Source organism: Ruegeria sp. ABM4_193 (genome assembly GCF_056158705.1).
The window spans coordinates 19,906-44,169 of the sequence record NZ_JBSWTT010000004.1 but is presented as its reverse complement, the minus strand read 5'-3'; the positions used below and the strand labels follow the sequence as shown (position 1 = coordinate 44,169).

General features: G+C 54.4%; 21 protein-coding genes. 13 read left to right on the top strand and 8 right to left on the bottom strand.

Annotated features, from left to right (window positions below):
• The first annotated feature begins 57 nt into the window (after nt 1–57).
• The 4 genes from ACXADZ_RS22865 to ACXADZ_RS22850 all read left to right on the top strand — a co-directional run bounded on the left by ACXADZ_RS22865 (nt 58) and on the right by ACXADZ_RS22850 (nt 4,578).
• Nucleotides 58–1,146: an NAD-dependent epimerase/dehydratase family protein gene (locus ACXADZ_RS22865; RefSeq protein WP_475200215.1), complete on the top strand. Its 1,089-nt coding sequence runs from the start codon at nt 58–60 to the stop codon at nt 1,144–1,146.
• A gap of 67 nt (nt 1,147–1,213) precedes the next feature.
• On the top strand, nt 1,214–2,389 hold the full coding sequence (locus ACXADZ_RS22860) for a glycosyltransferase family 4 protein (protein ID WP_475200214.1): 1,176 nt from the start codon (nt 1,214–1,216) through the stop codon (nt 2,387–2,389).
• Between the two features lie 221 nt (nt 2,390–2,610).
• Nucleotides 2,611–3,981, top strand: coding sequence for a nucleotide sugar dehydrogenase (locus ACXADZ_RS22855; RefSeq protein ID WP_475200213.1), 1,371 nt, complete (start codon nt 2,611–2,613; stop codon nt 3,979–3,981).
• A 384-nt stretch (nt 3,982–4,365) separates the two neighbouring features.
• On the top strand, nt 4,366–4,578 hold the full coding sequence (locus tag ACXADZ_RS22850; RefSeq protein WP_171236680.1) for a hypothetical protein: 213 nt from the start codon (nt 4,366–4,368) through the stop codon (nt 4,576–4,578).
• 3 nt (nt 4,579–4,581) lie between these two features.
• On the opposite strand, the gene ACXADZ_RS22845 is transcribed toward ACXADZ_RS22850, so the two are convergent.
• A complete protein-coding gene (locus ACXADZ_RS22845; protein ID WP_475200211.1) occupies nt 4,582–5,589 on the bottom strand; it encodes a replication initiator protein A in 1,008 nt (335 codons plus the stop codon).
• 386 nt (nt 5,590–5,975) lie between these two features.
• Here ACXADZ_RS22845 and ACXADZ_RS22840 point away from each other — a divergent pair, with 386 nt between their 5' ends.
• Both ACXADZ_RS22840 and ACXADZ_RS22835 read left to right on the top strand, forming a co-directional pair.
• Nucleotides 5,976–7,403: an AAA family ATPase gene (locus tag ACXADZ_RS22840; protein WP_171136238.1), complete on the top strand. Its 1,428-nt coding sequence runs from the start codon at nt 5,976–5,978 to the stop codon at nt 7,401–7,403.
• Between the two features lie 77 nt (nt 7,404–7,480).
• Nucleotides 7,481–8,503, top strand: a complete 1,023-nt coding sequence (locus ACXADZ_RS22835; protein ID WP_475200210.1) for a ParB/RepB/Spo0J family partition protein — start codon at nt 7,481–7,483, stop codon at nt 8,501–8,503.
• A 22-nt stretch (nt 8,504–8,525) separates the two neighbouring features.
• On the opposite strand, the gene ACXADZ_RS22830 is transcribed toward ACXADZ_RS22835, so the two are convergent.
• The 5 genes from ACXADZ_RS22830 to ACXADZ_RS22810 form a co-directional block, all read right to left on the bottom strand.
• Nucleotides 8,526–10,328: a hypothetical protein gene (locus ACXADZ_RS22830; protein ID WP_475200208.1), complete on the bottom strand. Its 1,803-nt coding sequence runs from the start codon at nt 10,326–10,328 to the stop codon at nt 8,526–8,528.
• 297 nt (nt 10,329–10,625) lie between these two features.
• Nucleotides 10,626–11,555: a tyrosine-type recombinase/integrase gene (locus ACXADZ_RS22825; RefSeq protein WP_475200206.1), complete on the bottom strand. Its 930-nt coding sequence runs from the start codon at nt 11,553–11,555 to the stop codon at nt 10,626–10,628.
• A gap of 442 nt (nt 11,556–11,997) precedes the next feature.
• Complete coding sequence (locus tag ACXADZ_RS22820) at nt 11,998–13,986, bottom strand: acyltransferase family protein (RefSeq protein WP_475200205.1); 1,989 nt, start codon at nt 13,984–13,986, stop codon at nt 11,998–12,000.
• A gap of 250 nt (nt 13,987–14,236) precedes the next feature.
• Complete coding sequence (locus ACXADZ_RS22815) at nt 14,237–14,557, bottom strand: arylsulfotransferase family protein (RefSeq protein WP_475200203.1); 321 nt, start codon at nt 14,555–14,557, stop codon at nt 14,237–14,239.
• 403 nt (nt 14,558–14,960) lie between these two features.
• Nucleotides 14,961–15,374, bottom strand: coding sequence for a hypothetical protein (locus ACXADZ_RS22810; protein ID WP_475200201.1), 414 nt, complete (start codon nt 15,372–15,374; stop codon nt 14,961–14,963).
• A gap of 23 nt (nt 15,375–15,397) precedes the next feature.
• Here ACXADZ_RS22810 and ACXADZ_RS22805 point away from each other — a divergent pair, with 23 nt between their 5' ends.
• The 6 genes from ACXADZ_RS22805 to ACXADZ_RS22780 all read left to right on the top strand — a co-directional run bounded on the left by ACXADZ_RS22805 (nt 15,398) and on the right by ACXADZ_RS22780 (nt 20,834).
• Nucleotides 15,398–15,586 carry a hypothetical protein gene (locus tag ACXADZ_RS22805; protein WP_475200200.1) on the top strand — a complete coding sequence of 63 codons (189 nt, stop codon included), beginning with the start codon at nt 15,398–15,400 and terminating at the stop codon, nt 15,584–15,586.
• A gap of 111 nt (nt 15,587–15,697) precedes the next feature.
• Entirely contained in the window at nt 15,698–16,018 is a 321-nt protein-coding gene (locus tag ACXADZ_RS22800; RefSeq protein WP_475200198.1) for a hypothetical protein, read from the top strand.
• 37 nt (nt 16,019–16,055) lie between these two features.
• Nucleotides 16,056–17,519 carry a glycosyltransferase family 39 protein gene (locus ACXADZ_RS22795; protein WP_475200197.1) on the top strand — a complete coding sequence of 488 codons (1,464 nt, stop codon included), beginning with the start codon at nt 16,056–16,058 and terminating at the stop codon, nt 17,517–17,519.
• 215 nt (nt 17,520–17,734) lie between these two features.
• Nucleotides 17,735–19,099 (top strand): arylsulfotransferase family protein, encoded by a 1,365-nt coding sequence (locus tag ACXADZ_RS22790; RefSeq protein WP_475200195.1) that lies wholly within the window; start codon nt 17,735–17,737, stop codon nt 19,097–19,099.
• Nucleotides 19,096–19,359 (top strand): hypothetical protein, encoded by a 264-nt coding sequence (locus ACXADZ_RS22785; RefSeq protein WP_475200194.1) that lies wholly within the window; start codon nt 19,096–19,098, stop codon nt 19,357–19,359. The genes ACXADZ_RS22790 and ACXADZ_RS22785 overlap by 4 nt, the downstream gene beginning before the upstream one ends.
• Nucleotides 19,356–20,834, top strand: coding sequence for a sulfotransferase (locus ACXADZ_RS22780; protein WP_475200192.1), 1,479 nt, complete (start codon nt 19,356–19,358; stop codon nt 20,832–20,834). Before ACXADZ_RS22785 ends, ACXADZ_RS22780 begins: the two co-directional genes overlap by 4 nt.
• Nucleotides 20,835–20,939: 105 nt before the next feature.
• Here the strand turns inward: ACXADZ_RS22780 and ACXADZ_RS22775 are convergent, their stop codons facing one another.
• A complete protein-coding gene (locus ACXADZ_RS22775) occupies nt 20,940–22,193 on the bottom strand; it encodes an arylsulfotransferase family protein (protein WP_475200191.1) in 1,254 nt (417 codons plus the stop codon).
• A gap of 198 nt (nt 22,194–22,391) precedes the next feature.
• A complete protein-coding gene (locus ACXADZ_RS22770) occupies nt 22,392–23,390 on the bottom strand; it encodes a glycosyltransferase family 2 protein (protein WP_475200304.1) in 999 nt (332 codons plus the stop codon).
• Nucleotides 23,391–23,536: 146 nt separating this feature from the next.
• Here ACXADZ_RS22770 and ACXADZ_RS22765 point away from each other — a divergent pair, with 146 nt between their 5' ends.
• Nucleotides 23,537–24,205: a GtrA family protein gene (locus tag ACXADZ_RS22765; protein WP_475200189.1), complete on the top strand. Its 669-nt coding sequence runs from the start codon at nt 23,537–23,539 to the stop codon at nt 24,203–24,205.
• Nucleotides 24,206–24,264: the final 59 nt, after the last annotated feature.

Genomic DNA, 24,264 nt, shown 5'->3' with positions numbered 1-24,264 from the left:
GCTTCTGAGGCGCAACGATTTCATGCCTTGATTTGAATTGAAGAAGGATTGGCAACAGTGAACTTCACCGGCTCGGATAAACTGAAGGGGCGGACGGTATTCGTGACCGGCGCGACAGGATTCCTTGGCGCGCGCCTGGTTTCGGCCCTTCTGGAAAACGGGGCGCAGGTCACGACCATGTTGCGCAGCCGTCATGGCGCGAAGGATCTGGAGGCGAGGGGCGCTCGTGTGGCGACCGCCTCCCTTGGCGACCGGGCCACTGTCGCAGATGACCTGCGCGATCACGATATACTGATACATCTGGCCTATGACGTGCGGGCCACTTCCAAGAAGAACCTATCGGATTTTACAGCGTTATTTGGCGCGGCGCAGGATGCTGGCATCAAAAGGATCATCCATACCAGTTCCATCGTGGTCTATGACAGCTGGCCCAACGCGGATTTGGATGAAACCAGCCCCATGCAACGCCCGGGCGGCAGCCCATATCGCCAGGCCAAGATCGAGATGGAGAAACAATTGATGGCCGGCCCCATCCCGGTCGCCATCCTTCAACCCACCTTGATTTATGGACCCGGCAGCGCCTTGTGGACAGATCAGCTGACAGGAAATCTTGCGGCAGGAACGCAGATTCTGCCGCAACCCGAAGGTCTGTGTAACGGCGTGTTCGTCGATGATGTGGTGCAGGCCATTCTCAGGGCGGCCCTAGTCGACGATCTGGGCCAGGAACGGTTCGTCATCTCGGGCCCTGAACCAGTTGCCTGGTCTGCCCTGCTGACAGGCTATTCCCGGATCATCGGCAAGGGCGACATCCGCCTGGAACCTTATGGGGCGCTCTCGGACCGGCTTGGGCTCGAGCCAGATCATGACACAGGCACCGAGACCCTTTCTGCAGCAGCCCGGATCGGGGCGCTTGGCCGCACGCTGTTGGGGCGCGAGCGGTTTGAGACGCTGGTACGCACTATTAAAAGGCGCGTGTCCTCCGGCGATGGTGCTACCTATCCCGACCGACACCTGCTGGAGCTTTTTGCCTCCAAAGGCGAGTGCAGCATCGCACATGCACAGGAACGGCTGGGCTATCAGCCCGACTATCCGCTTGAAAAAGGATTGGCGGCGACAGCAGACTATTTGCGGAGCCGGTATGGCTGACGCCATGCCCGTCATTTGAAACGCAACCGCATGGTCCGGATTTTAGGACCGCTATCAAGGCAAGAACATGCTGCATATCGGTGTAGATGCCAGTTCCTGGGAAAATGAACGCGGCTTTGGACGCTTCACCCGCAATCTGATCCCCGCGCTCGCGGCCCGGCAGACAGGGTTCCGCTATACGCTGCTGTTCGATCAGGAACCGACACGCCCCGTGCCCGAAGGAGTAGATGTCAGGATCGCCGGATCGGAAAAGTCGATGTCAGAGGCCTCCTCTGGCGCTTCGGCACGCGGCGGGGCGGATTTGATGACCATGGCCAGATCCGCGCGGCAGATGGACTGCGATCTGTTCTTCTACCCGGCGGTCTATTCCTATTTCCCGCAACTGACCTGGCGGCCGTCGGTCGTGTGTTTTCACGACACTATTCCCGAACGCTTTCCCGATCTGATCTTTCCCAAAAAGCTGAACTTCCGCCTGTGGCAGGCGAAATGCTGGCTGGCTAAGAAACAGGCTACGCGGATCATGACAATCTCGCAGGCGTCCGCCGATGATCTGGAACGCATCCTGCGCATTCCCGCCGCGCACACCGACATCATCACTGAAGGGGCCGAGCCAGTCTTTCGGCAAATCCAGGACACACAGCTTCTGGCGCAGACGCGTCAGGCATATGGCCTTCCGCCCGATGCCCGTTTGCTCGTCTATGTGGGCGGGTTCAACCGACACAAGAACGTGCTGCGCCTGATCGAGGCGATGCCGGCCATTCTGGATCATGTGCCAAATGCACGTCTGGCCATTGTCGGACGTACCATCGGCGCGCGGTTCTGGGACAATGTCGAAGACCTTAAGGCCAGCTCCGCTGCTGACGCCGCCCGGTCGGAAAGCATCGTCTTTACCGGCGAGATCGATGATGAGCAACTTGCCGCCTTGCTGAACGCCGCCGACGCACTAGTCTTCCCGTCGCTCTGGGAGGGCTTCGGCCTGCCCGCGCTTGAAGCGATGTCCTGCGGCACGCCGGTTCTGTCCTCGGATCGCGGCAGCCTTCCGGAAGTAGTGGGCAATGGCGGGCTGTATTTCGATCCCCTGTCCAGCCAAGCCCTGGCCAACCAAGCCATCCGCCTGCTGCGCGAACCGGGCCTGCAAAACGACCTGTCGCAAAAGGCACTGGTACAGGCTTCGGGCTTTAGCTGGGACAAGGGCGCCGAACTGGCCGAGGCGTCGTTTCGGAATGCGTTGCACCCGAAATGACAAAAAATCCGCCCGGCCTGGCTTTATCAAAGGTCTCTCAACAGTATTGCCGTGACTCAAAAATTAAGCCCTTTCGGGAAACACGGCACTGCAGCCTAGGGCCGGGCGGACAAATATGTTGGATTCGCACCCGTTCCGCCCTATCCGTGGAAAAGGCGGGGCCTTCCGGCGTCCGCACCTCGAATTGATTTCAGTGTGACTTTGTACGATCAGGATAGATTATGAACTACGAAACCTCGCACCATCAGTCCCTCAAGCAGCTTATCGCGGCGCGCGATGCGCGGGTTGCCGTGGTGGGGCTGGGTTATGTCGGCTTGCCGCTGGCACTGACGGCTTATGATAAGGGGTTCGACACGACCGGCGTTGACCTCAACCCTGATCGGGTGGCGCGGATCAATCAGGGCGATCAGGTCATCTCGTACCTGGAACAGGACCGGATCGCGCAGGCGGTAGCCAACGGCAAATTCCGTGCGACGCAGGACGCCGCAGCACTTGCCGAGGCCGATATCATCCTGATCTGTGTGCCGACCCCGCTGACTGACGCACAAGACCCGGACATGCGTTTTGTCGCGGCTGCCGCACAAACCATCGCACAGCATTTGCGCCCCGGTCAGATGGTAGTGCTGGAAAGCAGCGTCTGGCCCGGCGCCACAACGACACTGGTTCAGCCGATCCTCGAAGCGGGCGGTCTGCGGGCGGGTTCCGATTTCTTCCTGGCCTTCTCGCCCGAGCGCGAAGACCCCGGCAATGACAAGTTCGACACGCACAGCATTCCCAAGGTGGTCGGTGCCGACGATCCGCAATCGCGGCAACTGGTCGAGGATTTCTATCGCGCCATCGTCACCAGCGCCGTGCCGGTGAGTTCGGCCGCCACAGCCGAGGCTGTGAAGCTGGTCGAAAACAGCTTTCGCACCGTCAATATTGCGCTGGTCAACGAGTTGAAGACCGCGCTTGAAGCAATGGACGTGGATGTCTGGGAAGTGATCGAAGCTGCGGCGACCAAGCCGTTTGGCTTCATGCCCTTCTATCCCGGTCCCGGAATTGGTGGGGCCTGCATCCCCGTGTCTCCGGCCTATCTGGCCTGGCGCGCCGCGGATGCAGGATCTGATACACCGCTGATCAATCTGGCCCGCACCAGCAATGACGCGGTGCCCGAGATGTTGGCGGCACGGATGGCGGCAGAACTGGCCGCGCGCAACGGGTCCGCGCTGGCGGAAACCGGGCAGCCCCTGACCGGACAGCGCATCCTGCTGATGGGCATCGCCTATAAGCGCGATGTCGAGGATACCCGCCGCAGCCCGGCGCTGGTGTTACTGGACGAACTGGAGAAACTGGGCGCCGAGGTTGACTATCACGATCCGTATTTCCCGCGCCTGCCCGAAGGCGGCGAATACCCGCAACTGGCGGGCCGGACCTCGCAGCCGCTGACGGCGGACAACCTGAAACGTTACGCCGCCGTAGCTGTAATCACCGACCACAGCGCGCCGGATTACGATCTGGTCGCACGCGAGGCGGCGCTGGTCTTCGACACGCGCAACGTTTTTGAAAAGCAGGGGATCAAGGTGGCGGACGGGCGTTTGGTCAAAATGTGACCCTCCGGAGCCATCCATCAAACCTTTGATCCTTCAATGGCCAAAGCGCACGCTCATCTGCCATTCCGTCCAAATGATCGCGGATTGACAGTGCGGTGGCATAGGCGGACCTTTGCACATTTTCAGGGGTCCTCGGCGTTCTATATTGCTGTCACAAAAGTTTTAAGGAACTATCTGTTCAGACATATTCATGTCTCAATAAATTATAAGCAGTGTCGCGCGAGTAGTGGAGCAAAGCTCCATCAGGTAAAAATAACCAAATTTTAACCCTTAGTGGTCCAAAGTTTTGCCATGATTTCATCGCGGAATCATTTTGGGTATTTGCCCAATGGCATAGCTGCACCCGCTCGGGAACTAGCCAGACCAAGACCATAGCTGGAGGACTTGGAAAACATGATCGGAGTTATCGGAATAGCCATTCTTGTCGGCCTGTGCGCCGCTGGGGTTGCTTTGTTCTCCGGCGCATCCATTCTTGTGGCACTGGGCAGCTATATCCTCTTTGGCTGGTTGTTCATCATTGCTGCCCTCATCGTTGTTGCCGCGGTTAATGCCGTGAAGGCACGCGGGCAAAAACAAAACCCCGCCTATTCCAGCTGACCCCTAGTCCGGTCCGGCGACCCGCTTGGCCACATAGCCTAGAAACGCCCGTTGCGGGTTCCTGATCTGTGGGCGGCCCGACGCGGCCCAATAGGCCAACCAGTCCGCCTCCAGCGCATAGACATCGCGGCCCGGCGCCATCGCCCGGGCTTCTTCCAGCGCATCTGAGGGCAGGATCGGCTTGTCCGGTCCCTCGACCACCTGCCCCCTGCGCGAGAACCGGATCAGGTCGCCTGGCTCTTCACTCATCTCGTAATCAGGCAGGTGATCGGCCGCGATCATGTCGCGGATCATCTTGCGGAACACCCGGCGGGGCGAGGCTGACCCTGATTTCTTCAGCAGCACCTCAACCGAGATCCGCCACTCGGGCTGACGGCCACAATGTTTGCGCGCCAGTTCATAGATCCGCCGCTCGAGCGGTTTGCGCAGGCGGAAGTAATCACGGCTGAGGGTCAGAACCGATTTCGCCAGCACCGCCCGAAACAGCCAGTCTGACAATTTCACGCTGACGCTGACCATCCGGCCTGCCCTTGTGTGACGGACGATCTCCCAGCTTTCGATCAGGCCAAAGCCGGTGGTGGTTTCCTTTTCGCCGGTAACGATGTTGGTGGTGATCCTTGTGCCCGCCAACCGCTCGAACGCTTCGCGCAGACGCTTGTAGCCGTCACCGCTGGTTTCGCGATTGGTTGCGACCAGCAGATCATGCGCCTTCAGATGCAGCACCCGGCTGACCGTCCGGCCCGCATTGATCGCCGCCATCAGCTGGCTGATACAAAAGATCAGGATGTCCTTGTCATGGATCGTCGCCAAACCGCGCACCGAAGGCGTCACCGTAATCTCGACCCCGTTATGTTCGTAATTCAGAATCCGCCGGTCCGGCCGGGTCGAGAGCGAAAACATCGGATGCTCCATCGATCCCATATCTGTCTTGGGCAGCGCATCGAAGATGTCGCATACAAAAAAATCGCCCGTTGGGTGCCGGTCGGGCAACAACGCCCCCGACCCGCTCATACTGCCCTGCCCATATGTCCTGCCCGAATCTTTGTTCGTGGTTTTATTGACGCTTACCGTAGAGTTATCCACAGGAGGCGTAAAGCCGCCGGAACGTGGGTTCAGAGTCACTACAACGTGGGATCAGAGTCACCTTATCGTGGGATCAGATTCACTGTAGACATAAAAAAACACAAAAATCTCTTTTTTTTCTTATACTTAAAGAGAGCAAGGCTTACCCGTAACTAATAAATTAACAGGATTCTAACTGGATATTTTTTGACCACTCACCCTAAACCTGCCTTTCAAAGGGAATTTACCCCTTATTTTTGCTTAGAAAATTCGGTTTTATGCTCACAATGCTTCCACATGCCCCATTTTGTGGTATATTGACCAAAACATAGCACATGAGCAGATTTTCAATGCGAGCAACACCGTCCGAAGGGCTTCCCCCTTATTTCAATATCGATCCCGATCTGGCCCATGCTGAACTGGGTGAACCAACCGGAACACATGAATTTTCGCAGATTGCAGATGCCTGTGCCCGAGGACGGGCAGATCTGGCGAACCGCGGTCTGGAAGACGACGGGCAAAAAAAGCTGCGCCTGTTTTCAACATGGGAGATTACCAAATATCTGATCCCTGTGGCGCCTGCCCATTTTAGGCGTGTGCTCAAAGGTAACCCGGATTTGCCGCAAGGGCAGTCTGAAACCGAAGGCGGGGCCAAGTGGTTCACGTTGGATGAGGTTCTTCGGCTGCGGACATATTTTGCTTCGGAAGGATCCAAGGCGAAAGAATACCGTCCCTACCGTCCTGAAGGGTTGCCAGCCAAAATCGTTTCGGTGGCCAATTTCAAAGGCGGCGTGGGCAAAACCTCGACCTGCGCGCATTTGGCCATGTCCGCCGCATTGGACGGCTACAAGGTGTTGGTCATCGATCTGGACAGCCAGGGCTCGATGACGTCGATCTTCGGCGGCAAGGTCAGCGATGAATGGCAGACGGTGTTCCCCTTGCTCGCCCGTCATTACGCCACCCATCTGCGCCGCGACAATCAGGGGCGGCTTGACCGGGGTGAAGCGCCGCATCCGATTGACGACACCCTGTCCGAGGCGCTGAAAACCCGCAGCAGCGATCTGATCCAGACCACCCACTGGCCGAATATCGATCTGATCGGTGCTCAGCTGAACCTCTATTGGGCTGAATTCCAGATCCCGGTCTGGCGGATGCAAGGCCGCAGCTGGAAGCTTTGGGATGCACTGACCGATACGTTGGACGAGGATGGGGTGCTGGACGACTATGACATCATCTTCATCGATACCCCCCCTGCCCTGGGCTATCTGACGATCAACGGGCTGGCGGCCTCGGATATCCTGCTGGTGCCCATGGGGGCCTCGTTTCTGGAGTTCGATTCCACCGGCCGGTTCTTCGACATGCTGCATTCGACGTTCCAGTCCATCGAAGATGGTGAGAACATGGCCGCCCGCGCGTTGGGGCGCCCTGAGATGGCGTTTCAATGGGACGCAGTGCGCACGATCATCACCCGCTATGACGGCAGCCAGCAGGCCGAGCTGGCCGGGCTGATGCAAGCCTATCTGGGCCGCACCCTGTCGCCGCACTGGCAGGGCTACACGGCGCTGATTGGTCAGGCCGGGGAACAGGTCAACGGCATCTACGAGGCGGATTACCGCGATTTCAACCGCGAGACCTATGTGCGCGGGCGGGAAACCTTTGACGCCACTTATGCCTCGTTCAAAAAACTTTTGATTGGCGTCTGGCGAGGCGAAGAGCGGGCCCAGCAGGCTGAAGAGGCAGGAACACCGGAATTGTCGCTCTGAGCGCGATGTTTCGCGCGCGAAACACGTCTTCTGTGCCCCGAAACAGAGGCTGATCCGAGCAGGAAAAGGAAAAAGTGATGGCGAAACGCAAACGACTGACCCCAGCCCGGCCGGATTATCTGGAAGACAACCGCCCTGCCCCCGGGTTGAACCCCATGTTCCCTGCTGAGACGCCCCGCGCTGCACCGCCGGTTGCACAGGTGGCCGGAGCCACGGCAGCTCAGGCCGCTTTGGAAGAGCTGTCCGGAGAATTGCGTGCTGCCCGCGCCGAAGGTCGTTTGGTGCAGGACCTGCCGCTGGACGCCATCGAGGAAACCTATCTGGTGCGCGACCGGATGACGGCTGATGACGCGGATATGGAGGCGCTGAAGGAAAGCCTGAAGGCACGCGGGCAGCAAACACCGATCGAGGTCGTGGAATTGACCGAAGGGCAGTATGGCCTAATCTCGGGTTGGCGGCGCATGACCGCGCTGCGAGCGCTTGTGCAGGAGACGGGTGAGGCGCGCTTTTCAACCGTGCGCGCTTTCCTCAGGCAACCACAGAGCGCATCAGATGCTTACATAGCCATGGTCGAGGAAAACGAAATCCGTGTTGGTCTGAGCTATTACGAGCGCGCCCGGATCGTGGCCCGTGCGGCTGAGCAGGGCGTTTACCCGGACGAGGCTGCTGCCCTGCGCGGTCTGTTCGCATCGGCCAGCCGGGCCAAACGATCGAAGATTGGCTCGTTCATCGCGATCTATCACGCGTTGGATGATTATCTACAGTTCCCTTCGGCCATTCCTGAACGATTGGGGCTGTCGATTGCCAAGGTCCTGAAGGACGATCCAAAGGCGGTATCTGCGCTTCTCAAAACGCTGGGTAAAGTCGGGGCCGAGACATCGGATGCAGAGTTGTCTGCCCTGACACAGGCAGTAAATAGCAGCAGCTCAGAACGCGGGAATTCATCTGTATCAGACTCTGATACATCCCCTAAAGAGACAATAGGAAACATTCAGCTGAAGCCGAACCGGAACGGAACGCAGATCATTCTTTCCGGTCGGGGAATGTCTGAAGCATTCCTGGCGGACCTGCGGGCTTGGTTACAATCCCGCGACAGCTAATGTTTCGCGCGCGAAACACTGGTCAGGGTATGGTCTGAGCCTCGGTTGTATCCCATTCCTTTCCATTGAAGCGTTCGACAGCAACAGCGTTATACTCGAACCTGCCAAGACGCTGCGCATAGTGGCATCGCCCGTCGATTGGAATGCCCGGATCCTCAAGCGTGAAGACAGCCAACTTTTCCCGGCCATCACCATTTTCCAGTCGAAAGCGCGTGGCGGCACCTGCAAGGGGCAGAACCTCGCAGGCGGGGCGTTGCCAGACAAGCATGTCTTCGGTTCGACACAGTGCTTCATCATGTCCGACATCGATACAATCGACCTGCTCTTTCAGGCCGGATGAAGATTCTAAACAGACGTGAATGGTGTGGCCGTCGTGAAAGACCGCGCCTGGTTCCGGAAAGGCAGGGCACGGTATGGGGCTGTCAGCGACAAAGACCGGCTCCATCGGGCGACCATAAAGCTCGGTGAAGATACCCGGCATTGGGTTGTTACGATGAAAGACGGTCCATCCCAGAAGTCCACCCCAACTGAGTTCGGGATAGCTCAGCCCGCCCGAGATGCGAAAGTTCCTGCCATCAAAACCTGGGGTTTCAGAGACCTGTTCAAAGATTGCATGCGCGGTTTGCGTGTCACGTCGTCCAGTTTCTACTTGGTCCATCCAGACGATGAGACTCAGCGCTACTGAAACAGTGACCAGCCCTACTGCGCCACCCCTGAGAAGCGCACCAATGACAGAGCCGCGTTGCCACCAGCCGCATAACTGGCCGGAACAGACCAGAACGGAGAATATCGCGAAAGGCAGATAGGCCACCACGCGCCCTGGCATCCAGAGGCTTGTATACGCAAACCATGCGATCACCGGCAGAATGAAGAGACCCGCAAAGGCGCCCAATGCCACCCGCACCGCAGGGACAAGACCAGCTGTCCGCAAAGCGCAGAGCGCCGCCCATCCGGATGCCAACAGTGTCATTGCCAGAGTGGCTGCGTAAATCAGTTGAATAATCCAGGGGGTGTATTGCAACCCGCCTGAGTGCAATCGTTTCCAGAAGGATGGCAATGCCGCCAGTTTTTGCAGAATCTGGTCTGAGCTTGGTTGGCTGAAACGGGTGACTTCTCCGGTATGGGAACTCAGGCCTACAGCGATCCGCCACTCCAGCAGATAGACGAGAATGGCACAAACAGACCCAACTAAGGCCATGAGGACAGCAAGCGTAACGATTTTCAGGGGAAACTTGTCGTACCGAATGATCTTCAGTGCGATGAACAGGGCCCCGAATGGGGCGAAAGGCTGATAGATCGCGCAGGAAAAAGCCAGCATTTGTATTGCGAGAAAGGCGCGGGCAAACCAGCCCAGACCGATTGGTCGTTCGGCAAGATACCAGAAGATGCGGTACGCCTGCAGAGACAGTGCGAGTGCCAGTGGAAACGCGAAGACGTGCGACGAGAAATTCAGCGCATCGATCATGTAGAGGTGGCAAATGCTCAGGCTGAAAATCACGGTCGCGGCGAGTGGGGCTTGGGGCTCATCGATGACGATGCGTGCTAGGACCCATGAAATCCAGAACAGGCAGACAAAGGCGAGGGGAGCCTGAATGGGTGTCAGGAACTGTTCTCCCATGGCAAATACATAAAGCGCTTCCATTGCCCATCTGCCTTCTTCAGTGGTCCAGTTGAGAGGCATGCCGCCTGCGGGTGCCCCCTGAAGTTGTCGCCAGTCATCAGGGTTGTACCCGTCCAGCAACAACCCCGGCAGGGTTGCGATGCAGAAAACAACTGCGCTTATCACAAAGGACTGCAAAACGGTCAGATTGACATTATTGAACACTTAAATACTCCGAACCCACTCAATCAATTAGCAGCCTATTGCCAGGATATGCGCTTGAGAAGCTTTGGTTTCCTAAGCCTCTTTTGCTATGCTTTCACTCTGCTTCATTCGTGGTCGTGTTGGGAGGAGGGGCAAAACAAATTTCGCTGTGCTCTCCCCATTACTTCATTCAAGAGAAAACAAAATCATGAGATGCGTAACCAGATTGCTGAGGGGTAGGTAGCGAGAATATCAAATCTGGTAACCAAAATATTTGCCAGCGAATGCCCGTAGGGTTGGATTCCAAAAAGCGGGTTTTCACCCCAGCAAATCTGCGGCCGGGTTTTCTGCGATGTCGACATCGTCATAATATTTCTGCGCCTGTGCCATCGAGCGATGCAGGGACAGGCGCATGGCGGCCTGGATCGGCGCTCCGTCGAGTGCGGCCTGGGTCAAAAACCCAGAGCGCAGCCCATGGGGTGAGGCGAAGTCGTCCGGTAGCCCGGCCAGTTTCAGCCGGTGACGAACGATCTGTGCGATCGCATCCGGGGACAGACGGCGACTTAGTACCCGATCGGCCTTGGAGACAGGGCGGAAGAGGGGCCCGCCCTCGATCTGCCCCACTTCAATCCAATGCACCAGCGCCTGCGCCGCACGGCCCTTCAGGACCAGCCGCGGGGTTTCGCCCTTGGCTGTGGTCTTAGTCTCCAGCAGCGAGAGCCAGACCAGCCCCTCTTTTTCGAATGCTTTCAGGCTGACATCCTCGCGCATCAGCCCGGTTATCTCAGATCGCCGTCGCCCACCGCTGGCCCAGCCGAGCATCAGGAGCGCCCGATCCCGGCAATCGCGCCGGGTGCCCCGACACGTGGCGAGCAACTGCTCCAGCACGTCCCGGGTAATCGGGTGCTGCGACTTTGGGGCAGGGGGCCGGGCGGCGGCGCGGCGCGCCTTGGCCCGGGCCTGTTTCACCTGTGGCGCCTCGAATGGGGAGGGGAGGTTCTTCATCCGGTGAAACGCCAGCCAGGAGGCGATGCGTCGGTCCAGTGTCGATGGGGCCGGGCAGACGAGGGATCTGCGCAGCCCCTGAACAATCAGCGCTTCTGCGGTTTCGCGCGCCACATCCGTTTCTGTTGCGTCATTCAGATTGCGGGCGTGATCGAGAATAAAGGCAAGTGCAGTGGTCTCGGATTCCGGCCAATCCAGTGCCGCGCCGAACCGGGCGGCCTTCCAGGCCGTTACATAGAGCAAATCGCGCTCATAGGCCCTGAGCGTGTTGGCGGGTGTGCCGCGGACATAGAGATCGGTCAGGGCGTCCTGGTCAGACTGCGACAGGGCAGGGGAGGGGGCGGGGAGATAGGGCTCAGGGGTGCTCATACGGCCCACTCTGCGCCCATTTTCCCGCAAAATCAATTATACTTGATAAGGAATACTTATCGGGTATAAATTAAGGTTTTCAGAACTGCAAAAGAAACGCGCAAAAAGATAGTATATTGCACACTAATTCTATTGATCTTTTAATATACCGAGTTTCCGGGGAACTATCACAGATATATCCGCCGACAACTCAACTACATGGATGCCTCCGGTCAGGTTGTCTGCAAATCCGCAATGGAACATTGGGGTCAGCAGGAGGGGCCTACATCTTCAGAGCCTAAAACAGAGGTTTGTAGAACGTCAGGCGCCAAGAGCCTTACTTCCGCTCCAGCCCAAGCACCGCACGTGCGTTTTGAACAACCTGCATCCTTTTTCCAAATCGTTCTTCACCAGCGTTGCTGAAGTGATCGCCATCCGACCAGAAAAGAACATCACAGGATAAGAAGTCTTCCGGGAAAGACAGTTTGAGCAAGTTGTGCTGTGACATGAACTCTACTGGCGATGCTGAAAGTGTTTCGGCGATTGTAGCTTCGAGTTTCAAAAATACCTCTTCCGTTCCGGGCCGAAGCATATAAGGGTATTCACATCCCACCTTCCGAATATAAGTCGGCTGAATATGTGGCTCAATCCGGGGGGATAGCCAGACTGTCGGAATATGGGATGCAATGTGTTCCAGATAGTCCTTTACGGCCTGAACATAACCCATGTGGGGTTCAAAACGGGGTACAGGTTCATTTGGCGACAACCTTGTGAACATACGCCTTCCGCCTAAATCAAACCCGGCCCCGTGCAATAGATAAAAACCGGCCTGCTCAAAGATGGCGAATTCAAAGACATTTGGGTGATCTTCAATGAACTCGGCAAGTTCTATGTAGGCGCAACCGGGCAAAAGCGTATGCGGGCGACAGCCGCCTGAGACAACTCCGATTATGAAGGGCTCATTGGTCTGTGATGTGGTTATAACCGCGCCATAAAGATCAATTGCGTGACTGTCGCCCAGAACGAGAATTCCGGGGCCATACTTCTGTGCGCAGTCGATGACACGCTGGCGTACGGTCTCATCAACCATGCGGACGTCGAAGACGCAGTTGCCATTGTCAAATCGCGACAACGCATTGGCGAGTTGTTCGTTATATGCATGCTCGATCAGGGTAAGCATGCGTTTTTCTGCCTCAGGCATCCGGGCCAGATAGGCGTTGCGCCAGCCTTTTGTCATCTGTCCCCAGACGCCGAATGCCACAAACAACAATGAGACCGTGACTGCCAGGATGAAAACCGGCCTCCGGGGAATTGAATGCGGCCCAGAAGTCCGGCGGAACGGCGTTTCAATGTAGCGCCAGCTTAGATACGCGATCACGAATGTCAAAATGATCAGGCAGACGAGAACGGTTGGCGATGGGTCCCATGGTGTCCAGAGACGGGCGAAGGCAAAGAGCGGTTGATGCCAAAGATAGGCACTATAGCTGATAAGCCCGAGACCGACAAATACAGGCTTGGCCAACAATTTACCCGTTGCTGTTGTCGATCCGGCAAACAGGATCACTAAGACTGTACCACCGACCGGAAGCAGGGCTAAGACCGATGGAAATGGCGTTGCCTCACTAAAGGTGAAAATGGGGACCCCGATCATCACGACACCCAATGCGGCCAGCACATCATGGGAGGCAGAGCCACGTCGAAGGATCATGGCGCAGAACGATCCAGCCAACAGCTCCCAGACACGCGCCGGCGCAAGAAAGAATGTGGCGCTTGGTGCATTTCGCGAACCCCATTCGCACAGCACAAAGCTGAGCAGGGCCAAAAGCACTAAGATGGGAACAAGCAGTCTTCTTCTATAGGTCCACAACAGCAGCAAAAGCAGCGGGAATACGATATAAAACTGCTCTTCGACCGCGAGACTCCAAGTGTGAAGGAGCGGCTTCTTTTCCGAGTCGAGATCGAAATAACCGCTCTCGACCCAGAACAATACGTTCGAAGCAAAAAGTCCGGCGGCAGCGACGCTTTGCGCAAAATTCTTTGCTTCCGTCGGGGTCATTAGGAAAATCGCCACCGGTATGCAGGCGGAAACCATAACCGTAAGAGCGGGCAGAATGCGCCGTGCGCGGCGCTCATAGAATTTCAGAAGAGAAAACGTGCCTGTTTCGAGTTCCTTGAGAAGGATTGAGGTAATCAGATAACCCGAAATTACGAAAAATACATCGACGCCGACAAAACCGCCTTTGAAGAATGAAAAACCAGCGTGAAAAAACACAACTGGCACCACCGCGATCGCACGTAATCCATCTACTTCGGGGCGGTAATTCATTTCTTCGGAAGCTGAAAACTGATTACTGATGACGAGGAGTCAGTAAGAATATAAAAGGGGTAGATGAACGTAACCTGTCGGACGTCGTCACGCCACGTTCATGTGCGTAGCGACTCAACAAATTTACACGGTCTAATTGTGCCCAAAAGCGAGCCTGCACCTTCAGAACCCTATGCAGTTTAGCATCCGCTTTTAGCGATAGCCTTTAGTGCCTTCTCTCCAAGAGATCGTGATACATAGCGTGACCATCCTAAGAAGTAAGCTGCTCTGTTGATAAATGTCGCCACCATTTCACCAGCGCCATCAAGCACGAAAATACGGCCACGGTTTTTGCTTCTTCGAAAATCACGTGCCCGGATGGTGTGAAATCCTGCAAGCCCTCGGAAACAGTTGCGGCCCCCACGCTTTTCAGTGCTTCTTGAAATGGGCTTTCTACTAAGTCCGTCTTGAGATCGTATATCAAGATTTCACTGACACCTTCCACTCGTGCACTAAGCCCACGCTCATAGGCGCTGTTGTTGAATACAGCAATCCGGTGATCATTGAGGATGTCAACATTATGTTGTGACAACTACGGCTCCGCCTTTGACCAGATGATTTTTCGAGTTGATGGGCGACAAGTGACGGAATGCGAAGACTCAAAAACAGGTCGCCTTTTTACCAGCGTGGCCTGCTGGTTAGGACGGGCTCAATGTCGTTCAAGTGCATTGGATCGCTGTAGAAATGAGCGGTGGGAAACAGCAGATGGCGCAAACCGTTCTGGACCAAATTCTCATCCAACGCTTTTTAAAAAATCACTTCGCCTTCGGGGCTCACCCGCACCAAAGCGTCGCGGGCAAATTCCGGTGACAAATTCTCGGGCCGCTCGTCTAGCTGATAGCTTGGAATCCAGAAACCGTCTTAACCGTCTGAACTTGTCGAATGATGAAACAGATATTCACTTAGTGACCACTGGATGTCACCGCAAGGTGACATCATAAACAACGGTGCATTATGGTCTTTGACCGAAGATGGCCGTCTTCGGTCAAGTAGGGTTGAATATAGCGAAAATAGACATTGTTCCAGTTTTCGTAGTGTGCAACCCTATCAAATTCCGGAAGCCGATCGACGGTAGCCAATAGCGTTTTAGGTTTTGGCGACCAGGTTCGGTGAACTTCTCCGGTTTCAAGCGACATCAATTCAATTTCGTGCTGAGTTTGATCGCCGTTATACCGGCTCAGCAGCAAATACCCGGTTAGTCCACTAGAACCGGGAGGCTGTATCCAGGACCACCCATCTGGCAAATCGTCATCGGGAGGAAGACGAAGCAAGGGCATCATTTTGGTGTCAGGCTGCCCAAATTTCTTGAAGGCTTGCCATGTGTTTTCGGGTATTTCGGCAAGCGTCATCGCTGCTTTCCTATCTCTCCGAAATGAGCACCGCCAAGTTCTTTTCTGCCCCGCTCTTCATTGAGAACGATAGCGCCAAACAGGAGTATGCAAAAAAAGCCCGCGACCAGACACAGCCCCAGAATCCAAATCTCGACTTTCTTAAAAACCAACCTTTCCATCAAGGTTTCATCCTTGAGATGCTGGGGTTTTTGGCAACAAAAGGGGCATAATTTCGGGTTTGGATCGAAGTTTAATACAAAAACATCTCTGTCAAAAGCGGAACGGCATTGACTTTAAAACCTGCCAGTCAAACCATCAGTTGTTCCCTTAGAGGCTTTAGTTTGAGTGATGCATTGATGATGAGTAATTTCCCCGAATTTAAGGAAAATTATAGTCTGGTAAGCTCTGGAGAACCCGATGCATATGGAAATATCCGGTTTGCAGGTCTGTGGTGTTTCCCATCGATGCGAGGAAGAGCTGTCGGTGCTGATGCCTCAACAATACAAAGAGAATGGGCGAATTGTCAGGGATTGGGGGACATTTTCCATATGAAATCGTCTGCGCTAGCATTCTGTTTAATTGCACTGCCTAAGTGCGGAGCGCTTTTGCAAGATGGTCGGCGAACAGTGGCGACGAACCCTGATATTGTTGGTTTTGATTAATGCCCCGGATCGAGGCAAATGTGACCGGAGACGCCCTATGACCCAACACTCCCGAGAGATTGGCCGTCATGATCTGGCCGTGCTTCTGTTCATCCTGCTCTTTGCCGCAGTGCTCAGAACCGCCGGGCTGAACGCGCCGTTGTGGTATGATGAGATCTGGACAGTCGATACGCATGTTCGTCTGCCCTGGGGTGAGATGATGGGTGAATATTCAATGAACCATCATTACTTCTTCAGCATGAAGGCCAAGCTGTTTTCCCAGATCTTTGGAGAAGAAGCCTGGGTCTATCGCTTTCCGGCTGCTCTGTTTGGTGTTGGCACCGTCGGGGCGATCTGGTGGCTGGCAAAAGACGTGGCCGGAACCTGGACCGCTCATATATCCGCCTTGCTGGTAGCGCTTTCCTACCATCAGGTCTGGTTTTCACAAAATGCTCGCGGATACACCGAACTGGCGTTCTGGAGTGTGCTGGGCCTCATTCTGTTTCTACGGGGTGTGAAACGCCCGGTCATTGGCATTTGGGTCGGTTTCGGGCTGACGGCGGCTGCAGCGGTTTTCACTCATCTGACGGGTGCGTTTTTCTTTGTCGCTTTGGGGTTTGTCTGGCTGCTGTCTCTGACGACCGGATTTGGCCGGGGCGGCTTGACCCGGGCATGGGTGGTGCAGCCGCTAATCGGTGTGACCATCGCGGTGGTTCTTATCCTGTTGGCGTATCTGCCAATTCTGCCCAGCCTCGTGGGTACCATGAGCGAGGTTTCGGCGACCTCTGCTGTTGATCCTATGCAGGAATATCAAAATCCGCTCTGGACTATTATTGAGGGCTTGCGGACGGCCGTTGGAAATACAGGGCCGCTGACTCTGGTCGTTGCTATTGGCGGGCTGGTGGCTATTGCGTTTGGTGCGGTAGGCACACATGCGACACAACCGCTATTTTTCCCGTCCATCGTGGCGCATGTCGTGGTAACACTGATCATCTTGTTGTCGCTTGAGATGCGAATCTGGCCGCGGTTTTTCTTCGTTGATATTGCGCCTGTCATCCTTCTTGTTGTGGTTGGTTGTGGGTTTGGCTCGCGTGTTGTGGCGGGGACGCTCAGGCGTCCCGGGCTCGAGCAACCGTTGTTTGCCATTGGTGTTCTGGCAATAACTGCTCTCTCCGTGGTGTTGGTACAGCGGAACTACGTGGCCCCCAAGCAGGATTTGGCCGGGGCTTTTGCGCTGGTTGAGAACACACGACGCACGTCCGAGCGGGTCTATGCCATCAATCCAGGGGGTCCGATCTTCCAAAACCATTTTAATGCAGACTGGACGACTATCGGCGATTCCACACATTACAGCAAGGCGATGTCTCAGCCCGGACCTGTAGCGCTGGTCGTTCTGTTCCCCAATCGGATGTTTCGCACCATCCCGGAGCTGGCCCGCGATGCCGAAGGGAGGCTGGATTTCGTACACGGTTTTGCCGGAACACTCGGGGATGGCGACGTGTTGGTCTATCGGCGCAAGTAAGTGGTACCTGGGGGTCCAGGCCGTCCCCCTGTCATGGCATCCTATTTCTTCGTTGCTATTAAGATATGAACATGTTGCTTTAAAGTGGGATTAGAGGCACGATTTCTTGAGCGTGTATTTTTAGTGTAAATGTCTATGAGGTTCTACAAGAGTCGCTCTTGCTAAACTAAAATTTGGGTGATTTCTGGCTAAGTGAGACAGGGCTTTCGCATGGTATGAAGCGTTTTTTTGAAGAGTTACCCGCGCGCCTGTTTTGGTCTTGCCTGATTTTCACCGTTTTGTTCGGTGCCGTGTTGTACGGCATCTTCGCGCAGATAAAACACTGGCCGCCTGTGCCGCAACTGCGGACTGCGTATAATTTGCTGTTTATCGAGAAAACCCTGACCAGTTTGGCTGATGAGAAACATCTCCAGCCGTCCCGCGGGCAAGGCGAAGGCGTTACCGTCAACACAAAGCCCGACAGTTCCGACACCATCCTGATGCTTGGTTTTTTTGAGGGCGAGAACCAGGCGCGGCTGGTTAATCGCAACGGTAATGTCATCCGAAAATGGTCGCTGAATTACCATGAGCATTTTCCGGATGCTGAGACCCGCCCGTGCACAATGTTGACACCACTATTGACGGATGTGCATGGTGCCGTGCTGACCCCGCGCGGAGATTTAATCTTCAATTATGAGTATTGTGGAACTGTTAAGTTGGATCAGTGCAGCAACATAATCTGGACGATCAATGAGAAAACACATCATTCGCTGATCGAGGCCGAAGGCGGGGGGTATCTGCTTCTCAGCCGCGATGAATGGAAGGCAGCGGACGAGCCGGAACGCTTTCCGCCGTTTTCTACCCCAGCCACCAATCAGCTTATTTCCGAGGATCTTATCCTGAGGCTCGACGAACATGGAGAAATACTTGAGCGGTTCTCGATTCCAGAAATCATTTTCGACAGCGGCTTATCCGCCCTGCTTACGGCGTCTGGGCAAACGTTCAAATCGTCTAAAGTTGCACGGGGAGAGCTTGTTCATGCTAACAAGATCGCCGAGCTACCGACCGCACTGGCCGAAAAATTTCCCCTGTTCACTCCTGGGGATTGGGCTATTTCCATGCGCGGTCTTAACCTGATCGTAGTGGTGGATTCCAAAACTAAAGCTGTGAAATGGTATCAGACAGGCCCCTGGGTACGTCAGCACGATCCGGAGTTTCGCCCGGATGGTAAGATATCCGTCTTCAATAATAACGCCTATATGACGTCTTATGATGAACTAGAAAAGACGCGGCTGAGTGCTCCTCGCGATACCAACATCATACTGATTGACCCTGTCAGCCGCGAAACGGAAATCGCGTATGGCAGCAGACCCGGCCAAGAGATGCTTTCGGTTGTTCGCGGCCAGCATGAAATTTTGAGTGATGGTGGTATGCTGATAACAGAATTTGACGCTGGACGGGTCTTAGAGGTGACGGCGGAGGGCGATATTGTGTGGGAATATGTCAATCGTTTCGACGACGATTTTGTTGGGGAAATAACCAACTCAAAATTATATTCCGCGGAATTTTTCCAAACGAAATGGGGAGAGTGCGAGTCATGAATTGGTTTTTAAAACATCACATCGGGCGCCATCCGACCATGCTATTTAGATGCCTCGGGATGCTGTTTCTTGCTCTGCCGAGTCCGGCTTTTGCTTATATAGGTCCTGGAGCGGGCTTGGGAGCGATTGCCGTTACGATTGCCGTTCTCTTGGGCGTTCTATTTCTTATTGTCGGGCTTGTGTGGTTTCCGCTCAAACGGCTGATAAAAAAACGGAAAGAGAGCGCCGAACAGGATAACGAGCTAGATTCGTCGCAATGATAATAATTCTTGCTGTTTCATTGCTTGCCGTAGGCGGGTTTGCATTTGTTCTTTGGCGCACGAATATTTTTGAGACCGCAAACGATGTTGTAAGCACCAGCATGACGGGTGTGACGTCTTTGATGGACAGCCAACTTTCCGATTACGCTAAAGAACAAGCGGTACGGCGTGCCGGACTAAAGTTGATTGTTGGAGGTTTCAACATTGCCTGGCGTGTCGTCTTGGCGTTGGCTGCTGCGGGCTTGCCTATTTTTTTGGCTGAGTACTTTGGGGTGACGACCAGCAGTGCAGTTTTTGATGTCATGCTGCGGCTTGATTACATTGTTATTGTTTCGATTGTTGCCATTGCGGCGGTGAAGACCATTCAGTGGCTTCGCCCTGTCGCGGCAGCGCATGATGCGGATAACACGCTGTATTCCCCTGTTGAGCAATTCGTTCATAGTATGGCGTTTTCTGGCCCTGTAGTTCTGAAAGCAGCTGCGTGGGCCGAAGAAAAACTGTCCTCCCAATCTCATGCCGAAGAAGTCACACGGCCTGTTTTTGTAACGTCGCTGGCCCGCGGTGGTACCACAGCGGTTTTGAATGCGCTGCATGATGCGCCTGAAATCGCAACACATATTTACCGGGACATGCCTTTTCTGACGGCCCCCCTTCTCTGGAACCGGCTGGCCGGTGGACAGCGGAGAGGGGTGCGTCGTCGCCAGCGCGCGCATGGAGATGGTCTTGAGATTGATTTGGACAGCCCGGAGGCTTTTGAAGAAGTCATCTGGAAAATGTTCTGGCCGCAGCATTATCAGGCTTCTTCAATCCCGCTCTGGACGGCAGAAAACACTAACCTCGAAGCGGATCAGTTCCTCCGTCGGCACATGTCCAAAATCGTCCGCGCACGGTCTGTTCAGGCCGGTCCGGAGGTGCCGCGCAAAACACGCTATTGCTCGAAGAACAACGCCAATATCGCCCGGATTCCCTATCTGCTGAATGCCTTTCCGGATTGCAGGATCGTTGTGCCGGTCCGGCGCCCGGAAAGCCATGCTCATTCTCTGTTACGGCAGCACAGGAATTTCTGCACACAACAATCCGAAGATGCCTTCATCGCACGTTATATGGCGGATATCGGCCACTACGAGTTTGGTAAGATTCACAAACCCTTTCTGTTTTCGGGGTTTGATCCTGAACGGTACAGCGCGGATACGATCGATTACTGGCTTGATTACTGGACGCATGCGTTTCGACATGTACTCAGACATAGGGATAAGTGCATCATTCTTCTTCAGGACAATCTGCGGTCGTCTCCGGGTGGGACAATGACGGCGCTATATCAAGCTCTCGACCTTGAACCGGGCGAGCATGATTCCGGGCGTTATTTCCATTCGAAACAGGATTTGGCTGATACGAAAATATTCGCCCAAGGCAAGTTTCGCGATGCGTTGGACGTATATGACGAACTGGAGAAATGCGCTCTCAGCTTTTCCTGATTGTTATCTGCAGGGTAAACTGACGTCGCTGGATTTTGGCTGCCTTAGAAACCACCTCTGAAACCCTGACCCTGTAGCAGACTGGTGACGATCCTTTTTGCGGTTTTACTGTTCGCAGGACGGTATGGCGTCAAAGTAATCGGGCGGAACGTGAACGGCCGTCGTGATGATAGAATTATGCTTGTCAGTCAGGATATTCGATATTTCGCGAACCAGTTCGCCATCTACCGTCACCTCAATGACCCTGCCCTCCATCGGCGACGCAATCAGCCAGTTTCCATTTGGCAGTCTTTCCTGCTGCCCCATGATATGACTGTCGAAAACCAGTTCAGTCCCACCAAACTTGTCTCGTACTTTGCCGGTGTCCATGTCCATTTCGATAATAGAAGACCGACGGCGTTCGGTGTTGTTTGAGTATACCGTAATCGTGCCGTCAGGATGGAAATCCGCATCATGCTGATGCTCCCATGGACCCGCCTGAAACCACTTCAGACGTTTTGTCTCGCGGTCAACAACCCCAACAAGATCAATTGATCTATGTGACATTATAAGATCGCCTGCAGAGAACTCAGGGAAGGCGTCGGCCCATGCCGCAGGTAGAACTTCCACATCATTGGGGTGAATGATGTCGGGGATTTCATCTACACCAGCGTCCCAACGCCATTTGAAGCCGTGCGGAATGCGAAAGGCCAGTTGTGCGCTAGGGTCAGGAAGAATAACGTCTTTTGCCAAGTCGATGCTCTCAAGCGTTTCTCCGGTTTCCTCATCGATCCGAGTCATCTGCTGATCATGGCCGCCATCCCAGAATTTGGATGTCCAGGTCCAGAATCCGCCAAGGTCGGGATCTTGAGTCAGCGAATGGTGAAACACCATATCTGTCCGTCGCCAGACGATACCTCCGCAGGCGTCAAACCTTGCCATACCCATGTTGTCGTCGAAATTGGCAAGGATCGAACCATCAGGTAGAGGGCGAATGGCATGAACGAATTCACCTTCTTTTCCACCATCGATAACTTTGGAATGGTCGATCTTCCATGTGTGCAGCACGTTGCCTTTGGTATCAATGAGTTCGGTAATATAACCTGGGTCAGGATTTGCGATCCGATTGATCAACACAAATCCGGGCGCGATTTTGTCGGGTCGATGGGCGACGTATGCATCCGACGGCATTCGATCTGGGCGGCGGAGATAAGTTCCGTCAGGGACAACATATCCTGTGGACATCCATGACTTTGCGGCTTCCCGGGACTGATTGAGGATTTTCCAAGGTGCCCACTCCTTGTGGGTCGTCCACATGCCGACAGCGAATGAAAAGATGGCAACCAGTAAGATCGCTGAGATGTATGAAACAATACGCATTCGCAAAATCCGACTTTAAATAGCCTTTGTATTTGTCCTCTGCTGTTCGGACCAAGTCAACGCGGGAGTTCTGGCGTGATGAAATTGTTTCGAAGCACCGTGCTCTTTGGGCCGAATATATCAAATTGTTCGTAATATGGAGCTCTTTTTAGTGGTACGAAAACCGGCGTTATCTAACTATACGCAGCATCCGTGTGCTTACTTGTTTTCATCGAATCTCAGGCCAAGGCTGCTTTCAACGACGTACAGTGGGCGCTTTCGGGCTTCTTCATAAAGGCGTCCCAAATATTCTCCGATCACACCAAGTACGACGAGTTGGAGGCCGCCAATGAGCAGAACAGCAACCATCAATGAGGCATAGCCGGGCACGTCTACTCCGTGGGTCAGGGTGCGCATGATCAAAAAGAAGCCATAAATGATCGCCCCCAATGCCGTCAGCATCCCGACATAGCCTGCTACTCGCAAAGGAACCGTGCTAAATCCGGTGATGCCGTCCAATGCAAAGTTCCAAAGGCGCCAATAATTGAACTTGGTCTGCCCAGCTGCGCGCTCTGGCCGGTCGTAAGTGACTTCGGCATGTCGAAACCCGACCCAGGCAAAAAGACCTTTCATAAAGCGATTCTGTTCGCGCAACTGAACGATAGCGCGCACCACGCGCTGATCCATAAGACGAAAATCACCGGTATTGGCCGGGATAGGTACACCTGAAAGTCGGTTGATGACTTGATAAAACTTGGTCGCCGACCAGCGCTTCATCGCGGTATCGGTGTCGCGGCGGCGCCGGACGGCATAAACAACATCAAACCCTTCACGCCATTTCTTGAGGAATGTTTCAATCAGCTCGGGTGGGTCTTGTAAATCCGCATCTATAGGGACAACAGCCTTTCCAGAGGCAACATCGAGTCCAGCGGTCAATGCAATTTCTTTGCCGAAGTTGCGAGAAAAATTCAGAACCTTGATGCGATCATCACGCGCGTGTGCTTCCGTCAAAAGCCCCGCTGTTCCATCCGTGCTACCATCATTCACACAGATGATTTCATAGCTTTCCTCCAAATGTTTGAGGATACGATGCAAACGATCAAATAAGACCGGCAGGGCGTCTTCTTCATTGAACACGGGTACAACGAGGCTGAGTGTGGGAACGTCCTGATCCGCAACGTTTGCCTGAGGCGAAGATGTGGGGGTGTTCTTATTCAGCGGCTCCATGGCGAGTGTCTTTTCTGTTGGGTCTAGCTTACGTGATCATGGATTCATGGCAGGCTCAAAGAGTTCCGTGTTGGATCTCGAATTTTCAATTGTCAGTGTCTGTTTACAATCACAATATTTGCAGCAGTTGGCCGTCAATGTCGTTACTGTCTTCTCTATCGTTCCACTGTGATTGGCTACATGGCTGGCACTTTTTACAACTTTTCTGGGGTACTACTCATTGTCCGGGTTCTGTTTTAGTGGTCTACTGGCAATGTGGTTTCGGTCTGGTCTTCGGTTATGATAGTCGTCCTGCTGATGAGCTCAGTTCAGCTTTTGACGATCGGAAACCTTGGCGAGTATATTGTCAGATTGTATTTACAGAGCAAACGTCGTCCCTGCTTTGTTGTGGAGCCCGTCATTTCAGTTTCGGAAGATTCATTGTGAAACCCATTGATTTAAGAAACATTGTAACCTTTGGAGTCGTTGGCATTCTTGCCACGATCGCCCATGTTGCGGTTGCGATTGCGTTAATAGAAATACGGTTTCTGCAACCGTTTTCGGCAAATGCAATTGGTTTCGGAGCTGGGTTTTTAGTGTCCTATTTCGGACACCACCGGTTTAGCTTTGAGTCCGGGGCGGATCACCGGCAGGCCATGCCACGGTTTCTGACGATTGCGGGGTTTGGTTTGTTCCTAAACCAGGCAATCGTCTACGTAATGGTCAATTTGGCCGAACTCAGCTATTTCTTTGTTCTCGTGGTGATCATTGCGACAGTTCCACCGCTCACCTATCTATCGTCACGCCGGTGGGCCTTTGCCACTTAGCGCTCAAAAGTATGGAGCCTGCACTCAGTTGATTTATCGTTCAGCTTAAAGCGTTTCGG